Origin of the sequence: Gorillibacterium terrae (assembly GCF_051594785.1) — a bacterium.
GTDB lineage: Bacteria > Bacillota > Bacilli > Paenibacillales > NBRC-103111 > Gorillibacterium.
In genome coordinates, this window is sequence record NZ_JBPPGI010000001.1 from 1,010,106 (window position 1) to 1,032,929 (window position 22,824).

Annotated in this window: 23 protein-coding genes and 4 tRNA genes; 18 read left to right on the plus strand and 9 right to left on the minus strand. The window is 61.0% G+C overall.

The window, feature by feature from the left end:
* Position 1 precedes the first annotated feature (1 nt).
* Positions 2 to 598 (plus strand): dephospho-CoA kinase, encoded by a 597-nt coding sequence (coaE, locus tag ACSEXS_RS04265; RefSeq protein WP_438431937.1) that lies wholly within the window; start codon positions 2 to 4, stop codon positions 596 to 598.
* Positions 595 to 1,155, plus strand: coding sequence for a lytic transglycosylase domain-containing protein (locus ACSEXS_RS04270; protein WP_438431938.1), 561 nt, complete (start codon positions 595 to 597; stop codon positions 1,153 to 1,155). Before coaE ends, ACSEXS_RS04270 begins: the two co-directional genes overlap by 4 nt.
* Before the next feature lie 75 nt (positions 1,156 to 1,230).
* Here ACSEXS_RS04270 and ACSEXS_RS04275 read toward each other — a convergent pair whose 3' ends face one another.
* Entirely contained in the window at positions 1,231 to 1,449 is a 219-nt protein-coding gene (locus ACSEXS_RS04275) for an alpha/beta-type small acid-soluble spore protein (RefSeq protein ID WP_058303411.1), read from the minus strand.
* Positions 1,450 to 1,620: 171 nt separating this feature from the next.
* Here ACSEXS_RS04275 and nrdR point away from each other — a divergent pair, with 171 nt between their 5' ends.
* From nrdR to ACSEXS_RS04305, 6 genes are all read left to right on the plus strand, one after another.
* Entirely contained in the window at positions 1,621 to 2,103 is a 483-nt protein-coding gene (nrdR, locus tag ACSEXS_RS04280) for a transcriptional regulator NrdR (RefSeq protein WP_438431939.1), read from the plus strand.
* Positions 2,104 to 2,300: 197 nt separating this feature from the next.
* Positions 2,301 to 2,376, plus strand: a tRNA-Ala gene (locus ACSEXS_RS04285).
* A 13-nt stretch (positions 2,377 to 2,389) separates the two neighbouring features.
* Positions 2,390 to 2,462 (plus strand) — tRNA-Lys (locus ACSEXS_RS04290).
* A gap of 339 nt (positions 2,463 to 2,801) precedes the next feature.
* Positions 2,802 to 2,877: transfer RNA gene (locus tag ACSEXS_RS04295), tRNA-Ala, on the plus strand.
* Positions 2,878 to 2,892: 15 nt separating this feature from the next.
* Positions 2,893 to 2,965, plus strand: a tRNA-Lys gene (locus ACSEXS_RS04300).
* A gap of 191 nt (positions 2,966 to 3,156) precedes the next feature.
* Positions 3,157 to 3,885, plus strand: a complete 729-nt coding sequence (locus ACSEXS_RS04305; RefSeq protein WP_438431940.1) for an alpha/beta fold hydrolase — start codon at positions 3,157 to 3,159, stop codon at positions 3,883 to 3,885.
* A gap of 7 nt (positions 3,886 to 3,892) precedes the next feature.
* On the opposite strand, the gene ACSEXS_RS04310 is transcribed toward ACSEXS_RS04305, so the two are convergent.
* Positions 3,893 to 5,323 (minus strand): MDR family MFS transporter, encoded by a 1,431-nt coding sequence (locus ACSEXS_RS04310; protein ID WP_438431941.1) that lies wholly within the window; start codon positions 5,321 to 5,323, stop codon positions 3,893 to 3,895.
* A gap of 109 nt (positions 5,324 to 5,432) precedes the next feature.
* On the opposite strand from ACSEXS_RS04310, the gene ACSEXS_RS04315 reads away from it, so the two are divergent.
* Together ACSEXS_RS04315 and ACSEXS_RS04320 are read left to right on the plus strand one after the other, a co-directional pair.
* Positions 5,433 to 6,053 carry a TetR/AcrR family transcriptional regulator gene (locus ACSEXS_RS04315; protein WP_438431942.1) on the plus strand — a complete coding sequence of 207 codons (621 nt, stop codon included), beginning with the start codon at positions 5,433 to 5,435 and terminating at the stop codon, positions 6,051 to 6,053.
* A gap of 137 nt (positions 6,054 to 6,190) precedes the next feature.
* Positions 6,191 to 6,634 carry an NUDIX hydrolase gene (locus tag ACSEXS_RS04320; RefSeq protein ID WP_438431943.1) on the plus strand — a complete coding sequence of 148 codons (444 nt, stop codon included), beginning with the start codon at positions 6,191 to 6,193 and terminating at the stop codon, positions 6,632 to 6,634.
* Positions 6,635 to 6,782: 148 nt separating this feature from the next.
* Here the strand turns inward: ACSEXS_RS04320 and ACSEXS_RS04325 are convergent, their stop codons facing one another.
* The 3 genes from ACSEXS_RS04325 to ACSEXS_RS04335 form a co-directional block, all read right to left on the minus strand.
* Positions 6,783 to 8,480 (minus strand): oleate hydratase, encoded by a 1,698-nt coding sequence (locus ACSEXS_RS04325; protein ID WP_438431944.1) that lies wholly within the window; start codon positions 8,478 to 8,480, stop codon positions 6,783 to 6,785.
* A gap of 211 nt (positions 8,481 to 8,691) precedes the next feature.
* Positions 8,692 to 9,273, minus strand: coding sequence for a TetR-like C-terminal domain-containing protein (locus ACSEXS_RS04330; protein ID WP_438431945.1), 582 nt, complete (start codon positions 9,271 to 9,273; stop codon positions 8,692 to 8,694).
* 28 nt (positions 9,274 to 9,301) lie between these two features.
* Positions 9,302 to 9,646 carry a winged helix-turn-helix transcriptional regulator gene (locus tag ACSEXS_RS04335; RefSeq protein ID WP_438431946.1) on the minus strand — a complete coding sequence of 115 codons (345 nt, stop codon included), beginning with the start codon at positions 9,644 to 9,646 and terminating at the stop codon, positions 9,302 to 9,304.
* Positions 9,647 to 9,805: 159 nt separating this feature from the next.
* Here ACSEXS_RS04335 and ACSEXS_RS04340 point away from each other — a divergent pair, with 159 nt between their 5' ends.
* A complete protein-coding gene (locus ACSEXS_RS04340; protein ID WP_438431947.1) occupies positions 9,806 to 10,489 on the plus strand; it encodes an NAD(P)H-dependent oxidoreductase in 684 nt (227 codons plus the stop codon).
* Between the two features lie 98 nt (positions 10,490 to 10,587).
* On the opposite strand, the gene ACSEXS_RS04345 is transcribed toward ACSEXS_RS04340, so the two are convergent.
* A complete protein-coding gene (locus tag ACSEXS_RS04345; protein ID WP_438431948.1) occupies positions 10,588 to 11,184 on the minus strand; it encodes a TetR/AcrR family transcriptional regulator in 597 nt (198 codons plus the stop codon).
* Positions 11,185 to 11,360: 176 nt separating this feature from the next.
* Here ACSEXS_RS04345 and ACSEXS_RS04350 point away from each other — a divergent pair, with 176 nt between their 5' ends.
* Genes ACSEXS_RS04350 through ACSEXS_RS04360 form a run of 3 tightly spaced genes read left to right on the plus strand, consistent with a single transcriptional unit; the run spans position 11,361 to position 13,763 of the window.
* A complete protein-coding gene (locus ACSEXS_RS04350) occupies positions 11,361 to 12,176 on the plus strand; it encodes an SDR family oxidoreductase (RefSeq protein WP_438431949.1) in 816 nt (271 codons plus the stop codon).
* A 13-nt stretch (positions 12,177 to 12,189) separates the two neighbouring features.
* Positions 12,190 to 12,735: an NAD(P)H-dependent oxidoreductase gene (locus ACSEXS_RS04355; RefSeq protein WP_438431950.1), complete on the plus strand. Its 546-nt coding sequence runs from the start codon at positions 12,190 to 12,192 to the stop codon at positions 12,733 to 12,735.
* Positions 12,732 to 13,763 carry an epoxyqueuosine reductase gene (locus tag ACSEXS_RS04360; protein ID WP_438431951.1) on the plus strand — a complete coding sequence of 344 codons (1,032 nt, stop codon included), beginning with the start codon at positions 12,732 to 12,734 and terminating at the stop codon, positions 13,761 to 13,763. The genes ACSEXS_RS04355 and ACSEXS_RS04360 overlap by 4 nt, the downstream gene beginning before the upstream one ends.
* Positions 13,764 to 13,894: 131 nt before the next feature.
* Here the strand turns inward: ACSEXS_RS04360 and rbsK are convergent, their stop codons facing one another.
* The 3 genes from rbsK to rocF form a co-directional block, all read right to left on the minus strand.
* Positions 13,895 to 14,839 carry a ribokinase gene (gene rbsK, locus ACSEXS_RS04365; RefSeq protein ID WP_438431952.1) on the minus strand — a complete coding sequence of 315 codons (945 nt, stop codon included), beginning with the start codon at positions 14,837 to 14,839 and terminating at the stop codon, positions 13,895 to 13,897.
* 159 nt (positions 14,840 to 14,998) lie between these two features.
* Positions 14,999 to 16,363 carry an ornithine--oxo-acid transaminase gene (locus ACSEXS_RS04370; RefSeq protein WP_438431953.1) on the minus strand — a complete coding sequence of 455 codons (1,365 nt, stop codon included), beginning with the start codon at positions 16,361 to 16,363 and terminating at the stop codon, positions 14,999 to 15,001.
* Between the two features lie 13 nt (positions 16,364 to 16,376).
* Positions 16,377 to 17,303, minus strand: coding sequence for an arginase (rocF, locus tag ACSEXS_RS04375; protein WP_438431954.1), 927 nt, complete (start codon positions 17,301 to 17,303; stop codon positions 16,377 to 16,379).
* A gap of 54 nt (positions 17,304 to 17,357) precedes the next feature.
* Between rocF and pruA the strand changes: the two genes are divergently transcribed.
* The 4 genes from pruA to ACSEXS_RS04395 all read left to right on the plus strand — a co-directional run bounded on the left by pruA (position 17,358) and on the right by ACSEXS_RS04395 (position 22,824).
* Positions 17,358 to 18,905, plus strand: a complete 1,548-nt coding sequence (pruA, locus tag ACSEXS_RS04380; RefSeq protein WP_438431955.1) for an L-glutamate gamma-semialdehyde dehydrogenase — start codon at positions 17,358 to 17,360, stop codon at positions 18,903 to 18,905.
* Between the two features lie 394 nt (positions 18,906 to 19,299).
* Positions 19,300 to 20,919, plus strand: coding sequence for an ABC transporter substrate-binding protein (locus ACSEXS_RS04385; RefSeq protein ID WP_438431956.1), 1,620 nt, complete (start codon positions 19,300 to 19,302; stop codon positions 20,917 to 20,919).
* Positions 20,920 to 21,022: 103 nt separating this feature from the next.
* Positions 21,023 to 21,973 carry an ABC transporter permease gene (locus ACSEXS_RS04390; RefSeq protein ID WP_438431957.1) on the plus strand — a complete coding sequence of 317 codons (951 nt, stop codon included), beginning with the start codon at positions 21,023 to 21,025 and terminating at the stop codon, positions 21,971 to 21,973.
* A gap of 5 nt (positions 21,974 to 21,978) precedes the next feature.
* Positions 21,979 to 22,824, plus strand: coding sequence for an ABC transporter permease (locus ACSEXS_RS04395; protein WP_438431958.1), 846 nt, complete (start codon positions 21,979 to 21,981; stop codon positions 22,822 to 22,824).

Here is a 22,824-nt window from a genome sequence, read left to right on the forward strand (position 1 = left end):
CTTGAATATCGGCCTTACCGGAGGGATTGCTTGCGGCAAGAGTGCCGTGGCGGCCATGCTGGCCGGCCGCGGGGCTGAGCTCATCGACGCCGACGTCATCGCCCGGTCCGCTGCGGGTCCGGGCAGTCCCGGGCTCGCCTCGATTATCCGGCACTTTGGCCGGGACATGCTGCTGCCGGACGGTACCCTTGACCGCAAGAGGCTGGGCGAACGTATTTTTGCCGAGCCGGAGGAGAGAAAGGTGCTCGACTCGATTCTGCATCCGTTGGTGATCGGCGAGATCCGGAAGCGGATGAACGAGCATGCCGTCCGTCGGCCGGACAAGCTGCTGGTCGCGGACGTTCCCCTTTTGTATGAAGCGGGCATGGAAGGGATGTTCGAGCAAGTCATGGTGGTCTATGCGTCGCCCGAGGTCCAATTGCAGCGTCTCATGAACCGCAACGGGTTGACCCGGGAGGAAGCCCTGCAGCGGATTCAGGCTCAAATGCCCGTCTCCGAGAAGGCCGAACGCGCCGATATCGTGATCCGCAATGACGGAAGCTTGAAGCAGACGGAGCTGCAGGTCGAGGAATTCTGGCGGAGCAAGGGGCTATCATGAAGCTGATCCGAAAAAAACGCGTGGCCGCGCTGCTTTTTCTTGCGATGATCCTGCTGCTTTTTTACAATAATACTTGGATCGGACGCCTTCTGTACCCGATTCATTACCGCGATGAAATCGAGCTTGCCGCCGCAGCCAATCAGGTCGACCCGCTCTTCATCGCCGCGATCATTCGGGTGGAGAGCAATTACCGGACGAAGTCAGAATCGCATAAAGGGGCCCTCGGAATCATGCAGCTCATGCCGGATACGGCGAAATGGCTGATCGACCGGGACAGCTCGCTCGCCTCCTACCGCAACCGCGACCTGACGGAGCCGTCGACGAACATCCAACTGGGGGCCCGTTACCTGAATTATCTGAATGAGCGCTTCGACGGCAACCGGGATGCGGTCGCTGCGGCTTACAATGCCGGACACGGCAAGGTTTCGCGCTGGTTGGAGGACAAAAGCTGGGACGGGACGCTGGCGGACGCCGACCGCATTCCCATCGGAGAGACCCGGAAGTACGTCAAATCGGTGGATTATTATTATACCAAGTATAGCCAGGTTTACCGCTGACCAAAGAAAAGAAGCGCCGGACAAGCTTTCGGCCTGTCCGACGCCTCCGTTCTCGTCTAGCTTAAGAATGAATCATTATTTGCCGGCCAGTTGCTGCTCGGCGATTTCGACCAGACGGCGGGTGATATGGCCTCCGATTGCACCCGTATCGCGGGATGCCATGTAGCCATAGTAACCGTCCTGCGGAATCTGAATGCCAAGCTCCTGGGCAACTTCATACTTCAGTTGATCCAAAGCCTGATTGGCTTGGGGAACAACCAGAACGTTGCTGCTGCGAGATTGTCCTGCTCCCATGTGTGTCACCTCCTTGTCAGTTGGTACCTGTATTATGTGCCGCAGGGAAGAGTTCATTCAGCAAGGAGACCGGAAGGGGATGGCAATTAAACCCACCGGGGCGAATCGCAAGCAGGGCCTGAAAGCTTGTTTTTTCACAGCCTATTACTCCGCGAGGGAAGGTGCCCTTGAATGAAATGCCCTTATTGCGATCACGTGGGAACCAAAGTCCTGGATTCCCGCGCCGCCAACGAGAACAAATCGATCCGCCGCCGCCGCGAATGCGAAAGCTGCCTGCGCCGGTTTACGACCTTTGAAATGGTCGAAGAAACGCCGCTGATGGTCGTCAAGAAGGACGGAAGCCGCGAAGAGTTCAGCCGCGACAAGATCCTGCGGGGCCTCATGCGGGCTTGCGAGAAGCGGCCGGTCTCGGTGGAGCAGATGGAGGCCATCGTCTCCGAGGTCGAGCGGAAAATTCGCGAAACCGCCCTTTCCGAAGTGGAGAGCCGGGAGATCGGCGAGCTGCTGATGGATGAACTGTATCCGGTGGACGAGGTGGCGTTCGTCCGGTTTGCCTCCGTCTACCGCCAGTTCAAGGACATTACGGTGTTCATGAAGGAGCTGTCCGCGCTCCTGCTCAAGAATCAGAGCGGCTCTGTTCCGGACAAGGAATAAGCACCGCCGGTGCCTGGCCGCAGAATCGGAACACTCGCATTCTGCGGCCCATGGGGGAAATGTGCAGAATGGGGCGATCCGGTTCCACCGCAACCTGCACTGTTTTTTTGAAAAAAAGCTTGTGCTTTTTGAACCTGTCCTGTATAATCAATTCTTGTGGTCGACAGAAACGGTTGTTAAGTCGCCGCGGGAATCAAGGGGCCTTAGCTCAGCTGGGAGAGCGCATCGCTGGCAGCGATGAGGTCAGGGGTTCGATCCCCCTAGGCTCCACCAAACAAGTTCATGTGGGTTCTTAGCTCAGTTGGTAGAGCAATTGACTCTTAATCAATCGGTCCAGGGTTCGAGCCCCTGAGAACCCACTACAAGCAAGAAAAGAACGGCATTCGTGCCGTTCTTTTCTTTTTTTACCGACGAGTGCAGCATTCAAGGCGTTCTTCAGACGATGAAGCTGCCGGAGGACCAAGCCAAGCAGATAGAGGAAGGCATCACCTCCAAAATGGCTTCCGATCCGAGGACAAGCAGGTCCCCATCCAACTGATCTTGGACCATGCGGGGCAAGGCGGTGAAGCATGATTTGGAATGGCTGAAGAAACTGCTGATTGATAGATAGAAAAAAAGACTTGCAAAATCCGATGCGATCCTGTAAACTCTTTAATTGTCGGCGAAAGAAAATCGCTTTTGCCGAGGCGGATCAATGAGGGGCCTTAGCTCAGCTGGGAGAGCGCATCGCTGGCAGCGATGAGGTCAGGGGTTCGATCCCCCTAGGCTCCACCAAACAAGTTCATATGTGGGTTCTTAGCTCAGTTGGTAGAGCAATTGACTCTTAATCAATCGGTCCAGGGTTCGAGCCCCTGAGAACCCACTACAAGCGGAAGAGACGGCGCAAGCCGTCTCTTTTCGCATTCATTTAAGCGGGTCGGCCATTCGCATCCGAATCGGTTGGGGCTCCTGGCAGGAATAAAGTGGCACATTCACGAATTCAGTGAGCGAAACTTCAATCCGGGCGGACCATTCGGACCGGTTCGTTTTTTGAGGATAAGGGGGAAGAACAAAATGAAGAGTTATTTTGTCCATAATGGAACGGTCGCTTTGCATGTGCTGGAAAACGGAGTCCCCGAACCGGGCAGGCCGTCTCTGCTGATCATCGGCGGGCTTTGGGAACCGGCCGAGCGGGCCATTCCGCTCCTGTCCGCCTTGGATGGCCATGCGGTGGCCTTCAGCCTTCGCGGCCGGGGGTTAAGCTCGACTCCCGCATCGGGGTACGACCTGGACGGTCATTTGTCCGATATCCAAACGGTGGTCGAGCACTGCGGGCTCGTTAAGTATGCGGTGCTGGGCTTTTCCCGCGGAGGAGCCTACGCGCTCGGTTGGACGCTCCGGGATCAGAAGAACATGAGGGGGCTGCTTTTGGTCGATCAGCCCCCGATTCATCGAAGAGTGACGGAGCAAGCCGTTGAATTTTGGAGCGAGCTCGTCTACCGGGAAGTGCCGATCTTGAATTTCATGCGCCGGGACGCCTTGGAAGGCTTGAAGAGGGAGGCGGCAGAGGTCGAGTTTAGCTCCCGTCTCACCGAATTGCAGCTTCCGGTGACGGTTTTCGCCGGAACGTCCGGAGAGGCCGCCATCCCGTCGGATATCTCGGTCGAAACCAGGGACAAGTACGGGCAGTCCCTCTCCCGCGTCCAATTTGTTGATTTTGCCCAGTCGGGGCATATGATTCCCGATGAAGAGCCGGCGAAATACGCAAGGGAAGTCGAACGCTTCGTGCAGGGCTTGAACTAAGCGGCGCTTAGGCGATATGGCTTGGGGAGCGCTTCAGCGCCGGCAGCAAAGCGGCGGGAATCAGCCCCACCACCGTGAAACCGAGCGACCACAGGAAAGTATGGTCGTAGGCATGGGCGAGGGTCAGGGGGGTTATCGGTCCGGTGAGCCGGTTTTCCAGGATAACCGCGAGCACGGACGCTCCGAATGCCCCGCCTACCTGCTGGATGATCCGTGTAGCGCTGCTGGAATGGGCGATTTGCTCCGAGCTCAGCCCCTGGTAAGAAGCGGCCATCACCGGGAGGAAAACGGCTCCCAATCCGGCTCCCCGGACAACGAGAGCGGCGCCGAGCGCGAACAGGCTCGAAGCGGCGCCGGCTTGGGTGAACGGCAGCGTGCCAAGCGCTGTAAGCAGCAAACCGCCGATGACGACGGGCCGGGGACCGATCTGGTCGGTGAGCTTTCCCGCAAGCGTCCGGGTCAGCAGCATACCGATACCCTGGGGGACGAGCAGCAGACCGGAAGCGAGAATGCCCTCGCCGCGCACTTGCTGGTAATACATCGGCAGCAGCAGCATGCCACCGTAGGTGGAGAGGCCGGATAGGAAAAACAGCACGGAGGATGCCGTAAACGATCCAATTCGGAACAGCCTAAGATCGATGACCGGCGTGCCGGATGTCCGGAGGGCATAGCCGATAAAAACGGCCAGCAGGGCAACTCCGCCAAGCAGCGGAACGAGCACGGCGGAGTGGCCGAAGCCGTGATGCGAGCCAACTTGAGCTAAACCGTAGATGATGAGCACGAGGGCAGGAGAAAGCAGCAGCAAGCCGATGAAATCCAGACGGCCGCTCCGTTCCCGGGGCGATTCCCTCGGCAGCCACCGCCAGGCGAGCGCGAGTGCAACCAGACAGATCGGGATATTCACGTAGAAAATCCAGCGCCAGTCCAGCCTGTCGACGATGAGTCCGCCGAGCACGGGGCCGAGGATCGGCCCGAGCAAGGTGGGTAAGCCGATCATTGCCATCAGCTTCCCGAGCTTCTGAGAGCCGGCGGCGCGGATGAGCATGGTCTGCATCACCGGCAGCATGAGCCCGCCGCCGATTCCTTGGATGGCCCGGAAGGCGATCAGACTGCCGAGATTCCAGGCCAAACTGCACAGCACAGAGCCGGCCAGGAAAGTGGTCAGGGCCGCCATCCACATCCGTTTTCCGCCGAACCGTTCCATGGCCCATCCGGTGATCGGGATGACCATTCCGAGCGCGAGCAGGTAACTGGTCATCACCCATTGAATACCCGATACCGAGGCATGGAGCGCCTCGCCGAGCGTATGGATGGCGACATTGGTGATGGTCGTGTCGAAGAGCGGAGCGAGCGTTCCGATGAGAAGTGCAGCTGCCATTCGCATGAGCGCCGGGCTCATGGACGGAGCGAGTTCCATTTTCGCATGGGGTTGGTTCATGATGAATCACTCCTTACCCAATGAATTAAGATACCTAATGTTTCTTATTTGCAGCTAATGATAGAATAACTGAATAAGAAACGCAACGTTTTTTATGCGGAGGATGATCATGAACGATTCGACCCGAAACGAGAACAGGAACGAAACCCGGCGAAGGGGGGTTCACCTGGAAGCCGCCATTCATGCGGCGACCTGGGATGAGTTGGCGGCCGTCGGGTACTCCCGCTTGACGATGGAGAGCGTAGCGGCCCGGGCGAATACGAGCAAGCCGGTGCTCTATCGGCGTTATTCCAATAAGGCCGAGCTGGTGCTCGCCGCGATTCAATCGCGCGTTCCGACTCCGGTTGAGGAAATCCCCAACACGGGGAGCTTACGCGGCGATATCATCGCTGCGCTCGATAATATGAACCGCAACGTGGACCGGATCGGAACGGACACCATCCGCGGGCTGATGGTGGAATTCGGCGACCGGCCGCTGTCCGGCGTCCTTTTTCCAAAGGGCCGGACCCATCATACGATCAAGACCATTCTCGGCTATGCGGCAGCGCGGGGAGAACTGAGCCTGGACCGTCTGACGGCGCGGATGATGTCGGTGCCGGTCGATCTGGTGCGCCATGAGCTTTTCCTGGAAAACAAAGCGGTGTCGCCCGAGACGATTCGGGAGATCGTCGACGATATCTTCCTGCCGCTGCTTCGCACGGCGGGCTGGAGCGGACAAGGAGGTCGCTGAGGATAAGGATTGCATGCAGCCGAAGGCATTTCCGAAAAAGCGATTATACTCGGCGTACAGGGATGTATACTTGTGAAAGTTGTAGCCGTGATGACCCGAGAGTAACCGCTAGGTTTCGTCGGGAAAGGATGGGAGATATGGAGATTCGCTTTTACCCTTGGGAGGCGGTGGACGAGTCCAGGTTGAGCTTTGCCGTCATCGCGGCGGAGTTGCAGGGAAAGTGGCTGTTCGTTCGCCATAAGAAGAGGGACACGTGGGAGATACCGGGAGGCAAGCGCGAAGATGGGGAAGGGATTGAGGAAACCGCCGCAAGAGAGCTGAGGGAGGAAACGGGGGCCGCGACGTTCCGGCTTTGGCCTGTCAGCTTGTACTCCGTCGTACGGGATCTGGGCGCGGAATCGTTCGGTGCGTTGTTTCATGCGGTCGTTACGGAGCTGGGGCCATTGCCGGCGGAAAGCGAAATCGGTGAAATCCAATTGGAAGATACCATACCTGAAGCGTTGACCTATCCCGGGATTCAACCGCAGCTTTTTCGGCATGTGCTTCAACAGATAGCGGAGAACGAAGCGAAACCCGGTTAGCGGATACCTTGGCGGAATATCATGCTAAGTTCTCCGATCCGTGAACGCCGAGTGCGGAACGGAAGAGCCTGGCCCACTTCACCGAAAAAAAGCGGCATCGCGCCCGAAGAACAGGGCAGCGATGCCGTTTTGATTGGAGCAGCGAGAGTCAGCGGAGCAAACGGCCGATTTCCGTGCCGCTCAGGAGCTGACCGAGCGTTTTGTCCAGCGGCAGCGGCTTGTTGCCGAGGCAGGTGCGGACGGCGGTCAACAGCACGCGGATGTCGTAGCGGCTGGGATAGACGGGAATGACCTCTTTCTCCAGGTTCAGCAGGCGGTAAACCGCCGTCATGGCGGTACGGACGGAATATTCGACCGTAAACACGCAATCGTCGGGGACCTCGGCGAACTGGCCGAGGAAGGCGAAGTTCGTGCTGCCCGGGGGAATGACCTCCGGCCGGTCGCCCTTGACGCGCGGCATGAATTGGGAGGTGATGTACGGCATCATGCAGGGAATCACATTGGTGGTGCGGGCGAGGATTTCCGGGATGCGGTCCTTTAAGCCCATGTGATAGCACAATTCCTCCAACAGTTCCCGCCCCGAACAGTCGGCCATTTTCTTCTTGATGAAATTGCCCTCCGCATCGGGGAAGAGGCCGTAGGCCCACAGCACCTTCACGTTGTCCGGCTGGTTGAGGAAATGCGGCTGCTTCGGCGCCGTCCAGGACAGCAGCCAATTGGAATCCTTGACCGTCACGACGCCGCCCATTCCCGGCTCATCGCCGGTGAATTCCAGCAGGTAGGGGAAGACGATCTCGTCGTCCGTGAACGTAATCGTGAACGACAGCCAATTGGTCTTGTCGATGTCGCCGCAGAAGACGTCCGGACGGCCAAAATCGGGAGACTTTGCCGCCAGCCGCTCCCACAGGCTCCAGCAGCCGCGTTCGGTCGTCGAACGGTTGAGAACGGCAGGATGATTAAGATCGCCCCGCGAGGAATTCTCGGTCATGGAGCCGTTCGTGACCATCACCAGGTCGTCCGGGGACACATCGAGGGTCAGCGGTTTGCCGTTCGCCAGCAGATGGAGGCGCGTCGCGGTCTTGCGGCCGTCTGCGAAGTCGAAGTCCACATCGACGACCTGATGGCCTTTGTCGAAATGAACGCCCTGCGCTTCCAGCCATTTGATCAGCGGGAGAATCAGGGAATCGTATTGGTTGTACTCGGTGTGCAGGATGCCCTTCAATTGGTTCATGCCGGAGATGAGGTGCATGAAGCGCTCCATGTAGCGCTTGACTTCGACCACGCTGTGCCAGTTCTCAAAGGCGAACATGGACCGCCAGTAATACCAGAAGTTCGTCTCCAGGAACGTCGGATCGAAGAATTGCTCGATCGTCGCCGCGCCGAGCGCCTCCTCCGTCAGCAGCGAGAGCTTGCCGAGCTGCAGCGAATGAAACGGCGAGAGGCCGAGCGAGGAGAAATCCGCCTTCTGGCCCGCCTTTTCCACGAGCCGGCAGTGGGATTCGATCGGTTCCTGCAGGTTCAGCTCGCGGAACTCGTCGAGCACGGTGCGGTCCGGGTCGGAGAGCGAGGGAATGAAGCCGAACAGCTCCATGAAGCACTCGAAATGCTCCTCGATTTCCCGGCCGCCGCGGGCGCTGTAGCCATCCTTGGCGTTGCCTGCCCCATCCATTGAACCGCCGTACACGAGCGATTCCTCGAGAATGTGAATATTCCGGCCGGGCATGTGTCCGTCGCGGATGAGAAACGCCGCCGCCGAGAGCGAGCCGATGCCGCCGCCGACGAGATACGCCTTGCGCCCCGCGATGCCTTCGGGCACCCGGGGATGAATCCGCTGATAGGTTCCCATGAGTTCGATCCCTTCCTTGTCCAGTGATGGTAAAAGCTTGGAACGCCTTTACTATATCACCGGCAGGCGGGAAAGCCAGGTACAGTTCGAGCCGGATGTGCAGAGTTTGCACATGTGACAGAAATTGTACCGGTATCGGCCCGTCGAACCGCTTCCCGGCCGGCGGCGGAGGACCGGGAAGGAGGCGGCTCAGGGCTTCATCGGAAGAAGCTCAGGCTCTTGCTGGGGCAGGCGCCATCCCGTAGTTGGCGAGGCTGCGGGCAATGTTGCCGTCGACGATCCGGCTCACCCGCCGCACGATTTCCTCGGGATCGGACTGGGCGCCGGCTTTCAGCCACTGAATGACTTGGCCGAGCACGGCAAGCGTGTAGAAGTCCGCCACCTCCCGTTTGGCCTGCGGGCTGACGCCGAGCCCGGCGGAAGCTTCCTCCACTACGCATTCCGCGACCCGATAGATGACCTGGTACAGAAAAGCCTCCAGATGCTCGCGGCCGATGGAATGAAAGGTATTCAGGCAGACGGTTTTGTTGTGCCGGATGTATTGCAGCACGCTGAGAAACCCCTGCTTCCAGCCGGCGTAATGCCGGTATTCCTCCAGTTCCTCAATGATCTCCGTTTGGTAGACCCAGCCGAGGAGCTCGTAAACGTCGCGGAAGTGGTTGTAGAAGGTATGGCGGGTCAGCCCGCAGTCGTCGGTCAACTGGCCGATCGTGATCTTGGGGAGAGCGGTGGTCAGCATCAGCCTTTTCAGGGAGCGGGCGAGGGCATTCTTGGTCACGAGGGAGTTCGACATCGAAGACCTCCTGGAAAACGAGATTGGACTAAGCTTGTGCCCGATTCTGGTAGGCCGTGCCCCAGGTATACATGGATTGAATGATGGGAGACATGGACGAGCCGAGCGGAGTGAGCTCGTATTCGACGCGGGGCGGAACCTCGGCATAGACGGTGCGCTTCACGATGCCGTCCTGCTCCAGCTCGCGGAGCTGCAGGGTGAGCGTGCGGTGGGTCACACTCGGCATGGTGCGCTTCAGCTCATTGAACCGCATCTTGCCGCCGAGCAGCCGGTAGAGGATGATGCCCTTCCATTTGCCGCTCATGATGGTGAGGGTGGTTTCGACCGGGCAAGGAGCGCTGCCGCATTCGGGTGGGACGGGTTGGATTGCCATGGGGATACCTTCTTTCATTCGGGATTCCACCTTCCGTTGAGGTGGGATAAAAAAGATACCTAAGATCATTTCTGTATATTATATATCAAAATTGTGCGTACTTACACCTCTGATCCTGTTGTGCTAAGATTCGAACATAACCCAAAGGAGGAATTCGCCATGACTCAGACCCAGACCCAGATCCAGACCCGTTCGGTCATTTTGGACGCGTTGCAGTTCCGTCACGCCACCAAGAAATTCGATCCGACCAAGCGGGTATCCGACGAGGATTTCGCCGTCATTCTCGAAGCGGGCCGTCTGTCGCCCAGCTCCTACGGCTTCGAGCCGTGGAAGTTCCTCGTCGTGCAGAATCCGGAGCTGCGCGAGAAGCTGCGCCCGGTCGCCTGGGGCGCGCAAAACAGCCTTAACGGCGCAAGCCATTTCGTGATTCTGCTCGCCCGCAAGGGAGCCGAGGTCCGGTACGATGCGGACTACATCACTCGGATCATGACCGAGGTTCAGGGGCTATCCGCCGAGACGGCGGAACAGAAGCGGGCGAGCTTCGAGCACTTCCAGCGCGAGGATTTCAAGCTGCTGGAAAGCGACCGGGCGCTGTTTGACTGGGCCGGCAAGCAGACCTATATTGCCCTGGCGAATATGCTCACGGCGGCGGCGCTCCTCTGGATCGATTCCTGCCCGATCGAGGGCTTCAACCGGGAAGGCGTCGAGAAGGTGCTGCAGGAAGCCGGTTTGCTCGATCCCGCGCATTTCGGCGTGTCGGTGATGGCCGGCTTCGGCTACCGGGGACGCGAGGCGCAGCCGAAGACCCGGCAGCCGCTGGAAGCGGTCGTCGAATGGGCGTAAGCCTCCGCCCTTATCAGAACAAGGAAGCCCGGCGAGCCAGTTGCGCCGGGCTTCTTGGTCGTATGCGAAGGAATGCGGTGGACGAGTCGGCGGCCGGCTTAGTCCGCCCGGACGGCAAACCGCTCCTCCAGCTCCCGGTATAGCCGCCGCTTGGCCCGATCGATGTGCGCGCGGTCCTCGTAGAGGCTGTACAGCAGGATAGCGCCTTCGATTTCGGCCATCAGCGCGGCCGCCTCTTCCCGGGGATCAAGCCCGCCGGGAATCTGGCCGGCGCGCTGGCCCGTTTCGATGAGCGAGGCCAAGAGGCCGATGCGCTCGTCCATCTTGGCCCGGGCCGCCTCCTTCAAGGCGTGCGGCCCGGGCTGATCCTCCGTCTCGACGGCCACGTGGATGATCGGGCAGCCGCCCGGAATCGGAAACTGGAAGAAGGCGTCGACGAAGGCTTTCAGCTTGTCCGCTGCGGGAACCGGCGCCGCGGTCGCCTCGCCGAGCAGCTTGGACTGAACCGAGCAGCAATAGTCGAACGCCTGAAGCGACAGATCTTCCTTGTTCTTGAAGTGATTATAGAATCCGCCTTTTTGCAGGCCGGTTGCGTCCATAATATCGGCCAGCGAGGTAGCGATAAAGCCCTTGCGATTCATCAGGTAAGCCGATTGTTCGACGATTCGCTGCTTGGTGGCATCCCCTTTTTTCATGCGCAATCCATCCTTTCCAGACCGGTTGTTCATATTTCATTATACCGGGCCGCCGGAAAGAAGCACAAGGGAATTGACATCCGGCCAAACGGGTCTATAATAAAAATGAACGGTCGTTCATAAACGAGAGGCAAAGGATGTCGGACCGCATTCGAGCCGCGTAGGAGATGTGGAGTATGGACAAAGTTTGGTTAATCACCGGCACCTCGTCGGGATTCGGCCGCGAGCTGGTCGAACGGCTCTTGACGACGGGGGACAGGGTCGTGGCGACGGCGCGCCGCTTGGACCGCATTGAGGATTATGCCGTGCGAGGCGGGGACCGCGTGCATCTGGCCGAGCTGGATGTGACCGATGCCGGGCAGGCGGAACGGGTCGTACGAGAAGCGGTGAACCGATTCGGGCGGCTCGACGTCGTGGTGAACAACGCCGGATACGACCTGACGGGAGTCTTCGAAGCCATGACCGACCGTCAGATCCGCGAGCAATTCGATACCAACGTGTTCGGCGTCCTTCATATGATCCGGGCCGCGCTGCCCGTGTTCAAGGAGCAAGGAGCCGGTCATTTCATCAACTTTTCTTCCGTGCTCGGCAAGCTTTCGTTTCCGTTCCAGAGCATCTATTCGGCGACCAAGTACGCCGTCGAGGGCCTGACGGACTCGCTCGCCCAGGAGCTGGCCGGATTCGGCGTCAAGTTCACCGCAGTCGAGCCCGCCGTCTACCGGACGGAGATTGGACGAAAGTCTCCGCGGGTAGAGGGGCCGGTGGAATATCAAGCCCTCCAAGAAGCTGTTGGCAAGCGGTTTGCTTCTTTTCCGCAGGGCGATCCGGCTCTGGCGGCGAAGGCGATTGTGGAGCTGGCCGGAATGGAGCGGCCGCCGCTGCATTTCCCGCTCGGCGCTCCCGCCTACGAGACCATCCGTGAGAATCTCAAGACTCGGCTCGAGGAGCACAAAAGCTGGGAGAAGCATTCCGCTTTTCCCGTCAATTGCTGAGGAGGAATGAAGGATGAGAACGCTGACGATTGTCGCCCATCCCGACTTGCTGGGGTCGCGGATTAACCGGGCCTGGGCAGACGCGGCGAGACAGGAAGCCTCCGTCACGGTGCATGAGCTGTACGCCGCATCGCCCGGCGGCCGCCTCGACATCGGGCGGGAGCAGCGGCTGCTGGATAGCCACGACCGGATCGTGTTTCAGTACCCGCTCTACTGGTACAGTACGCCGCCTCTCCTCAAGCAGTGGTTTGACGAGGTGCTGGAGCGGGGCTGGGCCTTCGGGCCCGGCGGACAGCATCTGGCGAACAAGGAGATCGGCCTCGCCGTCTCCACGGCCGGAACGGCGGAGTCCTACCGTCCGGAGGGCTACAACCGGTTTGCCGTCCGCGATCTGCTCCTGCCGATGCAGGCGCTCGCCTACCATGTCGGAGCGTCGCCGCTTCCGCCTTTTCTCCTGCACGATGCGAGGAACGTGACCGATGCCGAGCTTGCCGCAAGCTTCGAGGCGTACCGGCGCTATCTCACCGAGGCCGTATCCTCCGAGGAGCGGGCGGTATGAACCGGACGGCAGTCCTGATTCGCGACAAAGCCCTCGAGCTGGGCTACGAAGCTTGCGGCATCATCCCCGTGGAGGACCTCGCCGGCTACGGGGAGAAATTCGAGGAGCGGCTGGAGAAGGTGCCCGGCTCCGAACCGTTCTACCGGCAGCAGAAGCGGCTGGTTCAGCCGCTTGCCGATTACCCGTGGGCCAAGTCGGTGGTGGTGCTTCTCTCCCGATACAGCCAATACCGGGTGCCCGATTCCGTTAGAGGACATATCGGCAAATCGTACCTGTTCGATATCCGGGTCGATCCCCGAACGGAGGAATACCGCAACGGGGACGCCATCGAGCGCTACATGCAGGAGCTGGGCCTTACGACCGCCACCAACCGGAAGTTCGGAATCGTCGGGCTTCGCTGGGCGGCGATGCGAGCGGGACTCGGGCTGATTCGGCGCAATAATTTCTTCTATACCGAAAAGGGGTCTTGGGTGCACCTGGAGGCCTGGCTGACGGATGAAGCGATGGAACTGCGCGGAGAAACGATACCGGCTCCCTGCCCGAAGGGCTGCACCCGCTGTCTGGAGGCCTGTCCGACCGGCTCGCTGTCCGAGCCGTACACGATGCAGCCGCTGAGCTGCATCTCCTTCCTCACCACCTTCGGCGGGCGGGACCTCCGGAACGAGCCGCTCAGCCGCAAATTCGGCGATTGCCTCTACGGCTGCGACCTGTGTCAGGATGCTTGTCCGATGAACCGGGGGAAATGGGAGGCGGCCAAGGAGTTTCCCGGCTTGGCCGAGCTGGCTCCCGAGCTAACCCCGGAGAAGATTCTCGCGATGGGCGAGACCTTCTACCGGGAGGAGGTTCAGCTGAAGTTCTTTTACCTCAGCGGCGAAGAGCTGTGGAAGTGGAAGATCAACGTTCTCTGTTACCTGCGGAACCACGACCCTGAACGGCATCGCTCGGAGATCGCTCAGGCCCGCCTCGACCGGCATGAGAAGGTCCGCGAGCTGGCGGACGCCGTCTGGCACGAGGTGTTCGAAGACTAGGAACAACGAAAAAGACTCCATCCACGTCCGCCCGGGACAGGTTGGAGTCTTTCGGCTTATTGGGGCGGGGAGTCACGCCTTTTTCCGGCCCTTCTCCGGATGGGGGAAGGTATGGGGAAAAAGTCTGCTCGTTAGAGGAAAGGAGAGCGTTCGCGCAGAAAAGCGGCGATCTCTCCGCGTTCGGGAACGGATTCCTGAGCCCCGCTGCGGGTAACTGCGATGGCGGCCGCGGCGGAAGCGAACCGCAGGGAGGCTTCGACGGAATCATCCCGCTGGCGTGCCGCCGCATAAGCGCCGATGAACGTATCGCCCGCCGCCGTGGTATCGACCGGCTCTACCCGGTAGGCGGGAAGCCGGAACGCGCTGCCATACCGGTCTCCGTAGACGAGGCCGCGGGCTCCGAGCGTGAGGATGACGCTCTCGGCTCCCCGGGCGATCAGCTTCTGTACCGCCTCGGTTTCCCGCTCTTCGTCCGGGAGCGCCGAACCGGTGAGGAAGGCCGCTTCCGTCTCGTTCAGGATCAGGCTGTGCAGAAGCGGATAAGCTTCCAGCGGCGGCCGGAGGGCCGGGGCGGGGTTGAAGTACACGCGCATTCCCCGCTCCTTGGCCCGCTTCATGGCTGCAAACGTGGTATCCCACGGAATTTCGTTCTGCAGCAGGACGGCCGAGCATTCCGCGAGTCCGTCCCAGACGCTGCGGAGCCGGCCGGGAGTGAACTCCCCGTTCGCACCGGCGGACAGGATGATCGAATTCTCGCCCGCGGCGTCGACGGTGATGAAAGCCAGCCCCGATGTGCCGGGGAGCCGCTGGACGCTGTCCGTTTGGACACCGTGCTCCGCCAGCGCGCCGAGCAGAACCGGACCGAAGGAATCCTCTCCCACCGCCCCGGCCATCCGCACCGAGGCGCCTGCCCGCGCCGCCGCCACCGCTTGATTGGCGCCTTTTCCGCCGGGGTGATAGGAGGTCTGCTTTCCTTGCACCGTTTCGCCGGGCAGGGGATGCTGCTCCACCCGGTTCACCACATCCATGTTGATGCTGCCGATGACCGCCAGCTCTGCCACGTTGATCTCCCCCACGAGTTGCTTCTCTATTCGGCTGCGACACGATTCGTGTCGAGACCGTCTTCATTCTGCGGCAATCGGCCGATCGGGTCAAGCCGACAAAGGGCGCTTGCCGAGAAAGCTCTCGTGAGCTGGGAGCGCGGTCGACATCGACACGCTTCGTTTCCCTTTCCGTCAACCGGCGGCGAGAACCGCCTCGATCCGCTCCAGCGCCCAGTCCAGCTCCTCCCTCGCGATCGTGAGGGGAGGGGCAAACCGGATCGTCGTGCGGTGGGTCTCCTTGCACAGCAGCCCCGCCTGCATCAGCTTCTCGCAGTAGGGCCGCGCCTTCTCCGTCAGCTCCACCCCGATGAACAGGCCGCGGCCGCGGACATCGGCGATCTGCGGGCAGCGGCTGCGGATTGCCTGAAGCTTGCTCAGGAAATAGCCGCCCAGCTCGGCGGACCTCTCCGCCAGCCGCTCGTCGCGGACCACCGCCAGGGCGGCGCAGGCCACGGCGCAGGCGAGCGGATTGCCGCCGAAGGTCGACCCGTGCGAGCCGGGGGTAAACACGCCCAGCACTTCGCTGTCCGCCGCGACCGCCGAGACGGGCAGCACGCCGCCGCCGAGCGCTTTGCCGAGCAGATAGACATCCGGCTCGACGCCCTCCCAGTCGCAGGCGAACCGCTTGCCGGTGCGGCCGAAGCCGGTCTGAATCTCGTCCGCGACGAGCAGGACGCTATGCTCGCGGGTGAGCGCCCGAGCCTGCCGCAGATACCCCTCGGGAGGGATGCGGATGCCGGCCTCGCCCTGGATCGGCTCGACGAGGAACGCGGCGGTATTCGGACCGATGGCCGCTTCCAGCGCTTTCAGGTCACCGTAGGGGATGCAGACGAAGCCCGGCGTGAACGGCCCGAAGCCCCGGCGGTATTCCTCCTCCGAGGAGAAGGAGGTAATGGTGGTCGTCCGTCCGTGGAAATTGCCTTCGCAGACGATGATTTCCGCTTGGTCGCGGGCGACGCCCTTGACCTGGTACGCCCAGCGCCGGACCGCCTTCACGGCCGTCTCCACCGCTTCCGCGCCGGTGTTCATCGGCAGAATCGTCGGCTTGCCGGTATAGGCGGAGAGCCGGGCATAGAACTCGGCCAACCGCTCGTTGTGGAACGCCCGGGAAGTGAGCGTCACCCGGTCGGCCTGGTCCTTGAGCGCCTGAACGATTGCCGGATGGCGGTGCCCTTGGTTCAAGGCGGAATAAGCGCTCAGCATATCGAGGTAGCGGTGGCCCTCGGGGTCCTCGACCCAGACCCCCTCCGCCCGCGAAATGACGATCGGCAGCGGCTTGTAATTGGCCGCCCCGTAAGCCTCCGTCCGGGCGATGACCGCGCTTGATCCCGTATCGCCGCTGTGAACGCCGTCATGGGTGAGGCTTCCGGATGAACCCGCCTCCTTCGGGCCGTCCGACCCGCCCGATTGGGCTGCTGCGTCAATCTCCGGCCTTCCGACCATTCGCTCCGGTTCGTCCGCCGGATCGGGGATAGGCTGTCGCTGTTCCTGGCTCATACCTACGCCTCCTCTACAAGATTTGCTGTCCGAGCAGAGAACCGATCAGGCCCACCGCCAGCTCTGCAGTTCGGCCATCGGTATCGAGCCCGGGATTCAGCTCGACGAACTCCGCCGATGTGACGATTCCCGCTTCGAACAAGAGCTCCAGCGCCAGATGGGCCTCGCGGTAGCTGAGGCCGCCGGGCACCGGCGTCCCCGTTCCCGGCGCGGCTACCGGATCGACGCTGTCGATGTCGAAGCTGAGGTGGACGCCGTCTGTGCCCGAGGAGACGCGGCGAATGGCTTCCTCCATCACCCGCGGCATTCCCAGCCGGTCGATATCGTGCATGGTGTAGCAGCCGACGCCGAACGAGCGGATCGCCGCCCGCTCCCCCGGGTCGAGCGAACGGGCGCCGACAATCACCGTATGCTCGGGCCGGAGTTTGGCTCCGGCCGTCCGGATGCCGGTGAGCAGCGGGTGCCCGTGGCCCAGGCTCGCGGCGAGCGCCATGCCGTGGATATTCCCCGAAGGGCTGGTCGCCTCGGTATTGAGATCGCCGTGGGCGTCGATCCAGATCACCCCGAGCCGCTTGTAGACGTCGGCCAGGCCGGCCAGCGTTCCGATGGCGACGCTGTGGTCGCCGCCCAGCACGAGCGGGAACCGGCTCGACCGTGCGGCGGCGGACACCCGGGCGGCCAGCGCGGCGGCGAAGGCGGCCGTCTCCGGCAAATGCTTGATCGCTCGATCGGCAGAGGTTTCGCGGCTGAACACCGGCTTGCCGCCCGAGGTGGCGTCTTCGCCGCCGGCCGGTTCCTCGAAGAGCGTCCAGCCCAACCCGCGCAGCCGATCCTCGAGACCGGCGGCCAGGAGAGCGTCCGGTCCTCGGGCGGCTCCGCGGCGGGATGCGCCCAGGTCGAAGGGAGCGCGGATGAGTTCGACTGTCTTTTTCACGGGCAATCACTCCTATCCTTGGTGCTGCTTGCTTATATTGGTATAAAGGAGGAGAACAGGATGATGGAGACATTCCGCAATGAGCCGTTTACCGATTTTTCGCTGGCTCCGAACCGGGCTGCGTTCCAGGCGGCGCTGTCTCAAACAGGGGCGGAGCTCGGGCGCAGCTTCGGCCCGGTGATCGGAGGGCGGCGGCTTGCCACCGGGCGAAGGCGGGCTTCGATCAATCCGGCGAAGACGGATCAGGTGATCGGGTGGGTCGACCAGGCGGACCCGGGGCTGGCGGACGAAGCGGTGCGCACGGCGGCGGCCGCGTTCGAAGCTTGGAAGCGGGTTAGCCCCGATGCCCGCGCCCGGTATCTGCTTAAGGCGGCGGCGCTTCTTCGGCGGCGGAAAGCGGAATTCTCCGCGTGGATGGTGTACGAGGCCGGCAAGAGCTGGGTGGAAGCGGATGTCGATACGGCGGAAGCGATCGACTTTCTCGAGTTTTACGCACGGGAGATGATGCGGCTGGGCGAACGGCAGCCGCTCGTTCGCCTGGCGGGAGAAGACAACGAGCTGACCTATATTCCGCTCGGCGTCGGCGTGATCATTCCGCCGTGGAATTTCCCGCTCGCCATCCTCGCCGGGATGACGGCCTCCGCCGTGGTGGCGGGCAATACGGTGGTGGTGAAGCCGGCCAGCCCGACGCAGGTGATCGCGGCCAAGTTCGCGGAGCTGCTGGAGGAAGCGGGCGTTCCCGACGGTGTGGTGAATTACTTGCCCGGCTCCGGCGCGGAGGTGGGAGATGTCCTGGTCGATCATCCGCTGACGCGGTTCGTCAGCTTCACCGGCTCGCGGGAGGTAGGCTTGCGCATCAATGAGCGGGCGGCCCGTCTGAGTCCCGGGCAGAGATGGATCAAGCGGGTCGTGGCGGAGATGGGCGGCAAGGATACGATCATCGTCGACGAGGACAGCGACTTGGAGCTGGCGGCGTCGGCGATCGCCGCTTCGGCCTTCGGTTTTTCCGGCCAAAAATGTTCGGCCTGCTCGCGGGTCGTGGCTCTTGAGGGAATCTACGACGCCCTGCTGGATAAGGTGGCGGAACGAGCGCGCGCCATTCGGGTCGGCGATCCGCAGCAACCGGATACGGAGATGGGCCCGGTCATCGACGCGCACGCCTATGCCAAGATCCGCGATTATATCGCCATCGGCCAAACGGAGGGCCGCTTGGTTACCGGAGGCGGAATGGGAAGTCCGGACGGGTTTTTCCTGGAGCCGACGATCATCGCCGATGTTGAACCGGACGCCCGGATCGCCCAAGAGGAAATTTTCGGGCCGGTCGTGGCCTTTCTGAAGGCGGCTTCGTTCGAGGAAGCCATCCGGATTGCCAACCGGACGGAATATGGGTTGACCGGTGCGGTGATTTCCCGCAGCCGTCCGCATCTGGAGCAGGCCCGCGACGAGTTCCATGTCGGCAACCTCTACTTCAACCGCAAATGCACCGGAGCGCTCGTCGGCGTTCATCCGTTCGGGGGCTTCAACCTGTCCGGCACCGACTCGAAAGCCGGGGGACGGGATTACCTCTTGCTGTTCACCCAGGCCAAGGTCGTATCCGAGAAGCTGTAAGCCTGAACGTTTACTTCTACCATATGCCGGCGGGACGGGGATGGGTACGACCCTGCCGGGAAGGAGATGCGGCCGCAACGGTCGGAAGCTCCCGATCCTCCCGAACTTCCCATCCCTCCTGAAACTTAATGAAGAGCCTTGAGAGCCAATACGATATGAGGGCGTTCCCGGTCATCGGCGATGACGATGGGGACGCTCTTTTTTGCATAACCGGGGACTGCTTCGCCGTTCGTTCGAGATTCGGCCGTGTGGGACTTCGCTCACGCATGAGCGAAAACGGAGAAGGGATACTAGAGGGGAGAACGCCATGCTAAACTCGCTTGTAATTCCTAGTATCCCGATTTATAATGACAAACATCACAGCAGAAACCTAACGCACAGGGGGAGAAACTACATGCGCAAATCGATTTCCGGCTTCATGGCTTTGATTCTGTTGACCTTCCTGGTGACCGCCTGCACGGGAGGCGGCAGTTCGTCCTCGTCATCGCCTGCGGCGAGCGGCTCCGCGGCGACCCAAGCGCCGGCCGGGAACGGTACGGCGAAGGACGGCGGCCATCTGATCATCGGCGTCGCCGGCGATCCGGTCGTTCTTAACCCGAATTATGCGGGGGACCGCGTCAGCCTGACGATCGACCAGGCTCTGTTCGCGCCTCTGTTTCAAGTGAACAACGGCAAGAAGACCTTTTATCTGGCGGAGAGCCTGACGCCTTCCGCCGACAACCTGACCTATACGCTTAAGCTGAAGAGCGGCCTCACTTGGCACGACGGCGAGAAGCTGACGGCGGACGATGTCGTATTCACGGTCGACAAGATCCTCGACGAGAAGCAGAACAGCTTCCTGCGGGAGAACTTCCTGGTGGGCGGCAAGCCGATCACGGCGTCGAAGGTGGACGACGTGACGGTCGAGTTCAAGCTTCCCCAGGTCAGCCCGGCGTTTGAAGCCACGCTGGTGCAGGTTTCGCCGATTCCGAAGCATGTCTTCGAGAACGAGGCGGATATCGAGAAGAGCACGAAGAACGCTGCGCCGGTCGGTTCCGGGCCGTTCAAGTTCAAGGAATACAAGACCGGCGAGTATGTGACGCTTGAGCGATTCGATAACTACTTCGGCGGCAAGCCGCATCTCGATTCGGTTACCTACCGCATCGCCAAGGATACGAACGCGGCCAACCTGGCCCTGCAAAACGGTGAAATCAACGTGAAGTACCTCGATCCGCAGGATGTCTCCACCATTCAGGCGACGGGCAACTTTGAGATTCTGCCTTACAGCGAAGGTCGGCTGTCCTATCTGATGTTCAACGCCGACAGCGACACCGGCGTGCTCGCCAAGAAGGAAGTCCGCCAAGCGCTGTCGTACGCGCTGAGCCGCGATGAAATCATCCAGACGGCTTATACGTCGAAGGAATACGCCGAACCGGCCAAGTCCTTCCTGACGCCGGACGCGCTTTACTTCACGAACGAGGTGCCCACCTTCGACAACGATGCGGCCAAAGCCAAGGAAATGCTTGACGCCGCCGGGGTCAAAAACTTGAAGCTGCGGTTCATCGTGCAGAGCGGCAACAAGGTGCAAGAGGCCGTTTCCCTGTACGTGCAGCAGAAACTCAAAGCCGTCGGCGTAACCGTCGAGCTGCAAAGCATGGACTCCAGCGCCTTTACCCAGAAGTTTATCGACCTGAACGCGAAAGATTTCGAGCTGGCCTTGACCGGCTATATCATGGGCTACGACCCCGACGCCTACCGCATCCTGTATACCTCGACGGGCAACTCAAACTATTCGCACTACAAGAACCCCGAGGTGGATAAGCTCCTGAACGAGGGAGCGGGCGAAGCCGATACCGCCAAGCGGGGAGAAATCTACAAGAAGGCGCAGGAAACCGTGGCGAATGACGCCCCGATCTACCCGATTGCCTATACGAAGACGATCGTGGCCATGTCCAAGCAATTCGGCGGCATCGACCAAGCCGTACTGAAGCCGGTCGTGATCTTCGAAGACTTGTCGAAGCTTTACCGGAAATAACGCGCGAAACGCCGCAGGCCAAAAAATAAGCGGGTTCCCATTCAGCCGGAGAACCCGGCTTATTTTTTTGGCAGACGCGGCCCTCGCGGAAATGGAGTGTACGATGGGACGGATGATCGTTCGCAGACTGCTGCAAACCTTGCCGATGCTGTTCTTCGTCTCCGTGGCGTGCTTCGCGATGATCAAGCTGGCTCCGGGCGACCCGGTGCTTTCCTTTGTGACGCCGAACATGCATGCCGAAGACATTGAACGCATCCGCCACAACCTCGGGCTCGACAAGCCCGCCTATATTCAATACGGCCTCTGGCTGAAGGAGATCGTGCGCGGGGATTTCGGCTACTCGCTGGTGAACCATCAGCCGGTGCTCGGCCAGATTCTCGACCGGCTGCCCGCTACCGCCGGTCTCATGGCGAGCGCCATCGGGCTGGCCGTGCTGCTGGCGATTCCGCTCGGCCTGTGGGCGGGAGCCAACCGCAACCGCTGGATCGACAAGCTGATTAATGCGGTGGCCTATGTAGGCATTTCGATCCCGGTCTTTTGGCTCGCGATCCTCATGATCTATCTATTTGCCATTTACCTGCATTGGCTGCCGAGCATGGGGATGCGCACCATCGGAGTGAACTCCGCTGCGGACGTCCTCCGCCACGGCCTCCTGCCCTGCCTCACCCTGGCCTTCGGCTTTCTGGCCGTCTATGTACGCTACATCCGCTCCAGCACAGTCGGGCAGCTCAGGGAGGACTACGTGCAGATTCAATATGCCTTCGGCTCGTCGAAGCGGACGGTGCTGTTCCGCCATGTGCTGAAGCATGTGCTTCTGCCGGTCATCACCCTGCTTGGCATGTCGATGGGCGATCTCGTCGCCGGGGCGATCGTGACGGAGACGGTCTTCTCCTGGCCGGGCATCGGCTCGCTCGGGATGACGGCCGTACGGGGAATGGATTATCCCCTGATTATGGGCATCACCCTGCTGTCCTCGCTGCTGCTGATTCTGGGCAACCTGGCTGCGGACATCCTATACGGCATCGTGGACCCGCGCATCAAAGGAGGAAGGTGACCGCCATGAACCGCAGAACCTGGAAAAATGTCGGACGCGAGCTATTGGAGAACAAATGGGGGCTCGCCGCTTTCCTCTTGCTGGTCCTGCTCGTGCTGGGCTCGATCTTTGCCTTTGTTTCCCCTCACGATCCGAATGAAATGAACGCGCTGGAACGCCTGAAGCCGCCCGGAGCCGGCCATTGGTTCGGTACGGACGAATACGGGCGGGACTATCTGGCGAGAGCCTTATATGGAGGGCGAATCTCCCTCCTGGTCGGCTTCTCGTCGATGATCGTGGCCACGCTTATCGGGGTAACGGTCGGGGTGGTCAGCGGGTATTTTGGAGGCTGGGTCGATACGCTGCTCATGCGGCTGCTGGATATCATCCTGTCGATTCCGTCCTTCCTGATTCTGCTTCTGCTCAGCGTGTTCTTGAAACCGAGCGTGCCCAACATCATTCTCATCATCGCTTTTCTCATGTGGATGAACATCTCGCGCGTGATCCGCGCGGAGACGATGACGGTGAAGGAGCGAGAGTACGTGCTCTATGCCAAGGCATCGGGACAAAGCACGTGGGGGATTATCGTCAAGCATATCCTGCCGGGCCTCGTGCCGGTCATCATCGTCGGGGCGACGAACAGCATCGCTTCGGCGATTATGATGGAGTCGTCGCTCAGCTTCCTGGGCTTCGGCGTGCAGCCGCCGAACGCCACGTGGGGCAGCATGCTGAACAGCGCCCAGGGCACCATGGCGCAAGCGCCCTACCTGGCCGTATTCCCGGGCCTCTTGATTCTGCTTACCGTGCTCAGCTTTAACGTCCTGGGCGATATTCTGCGGGTCGGCTTCGAACCGAAGCTGATCAAGCGTTAG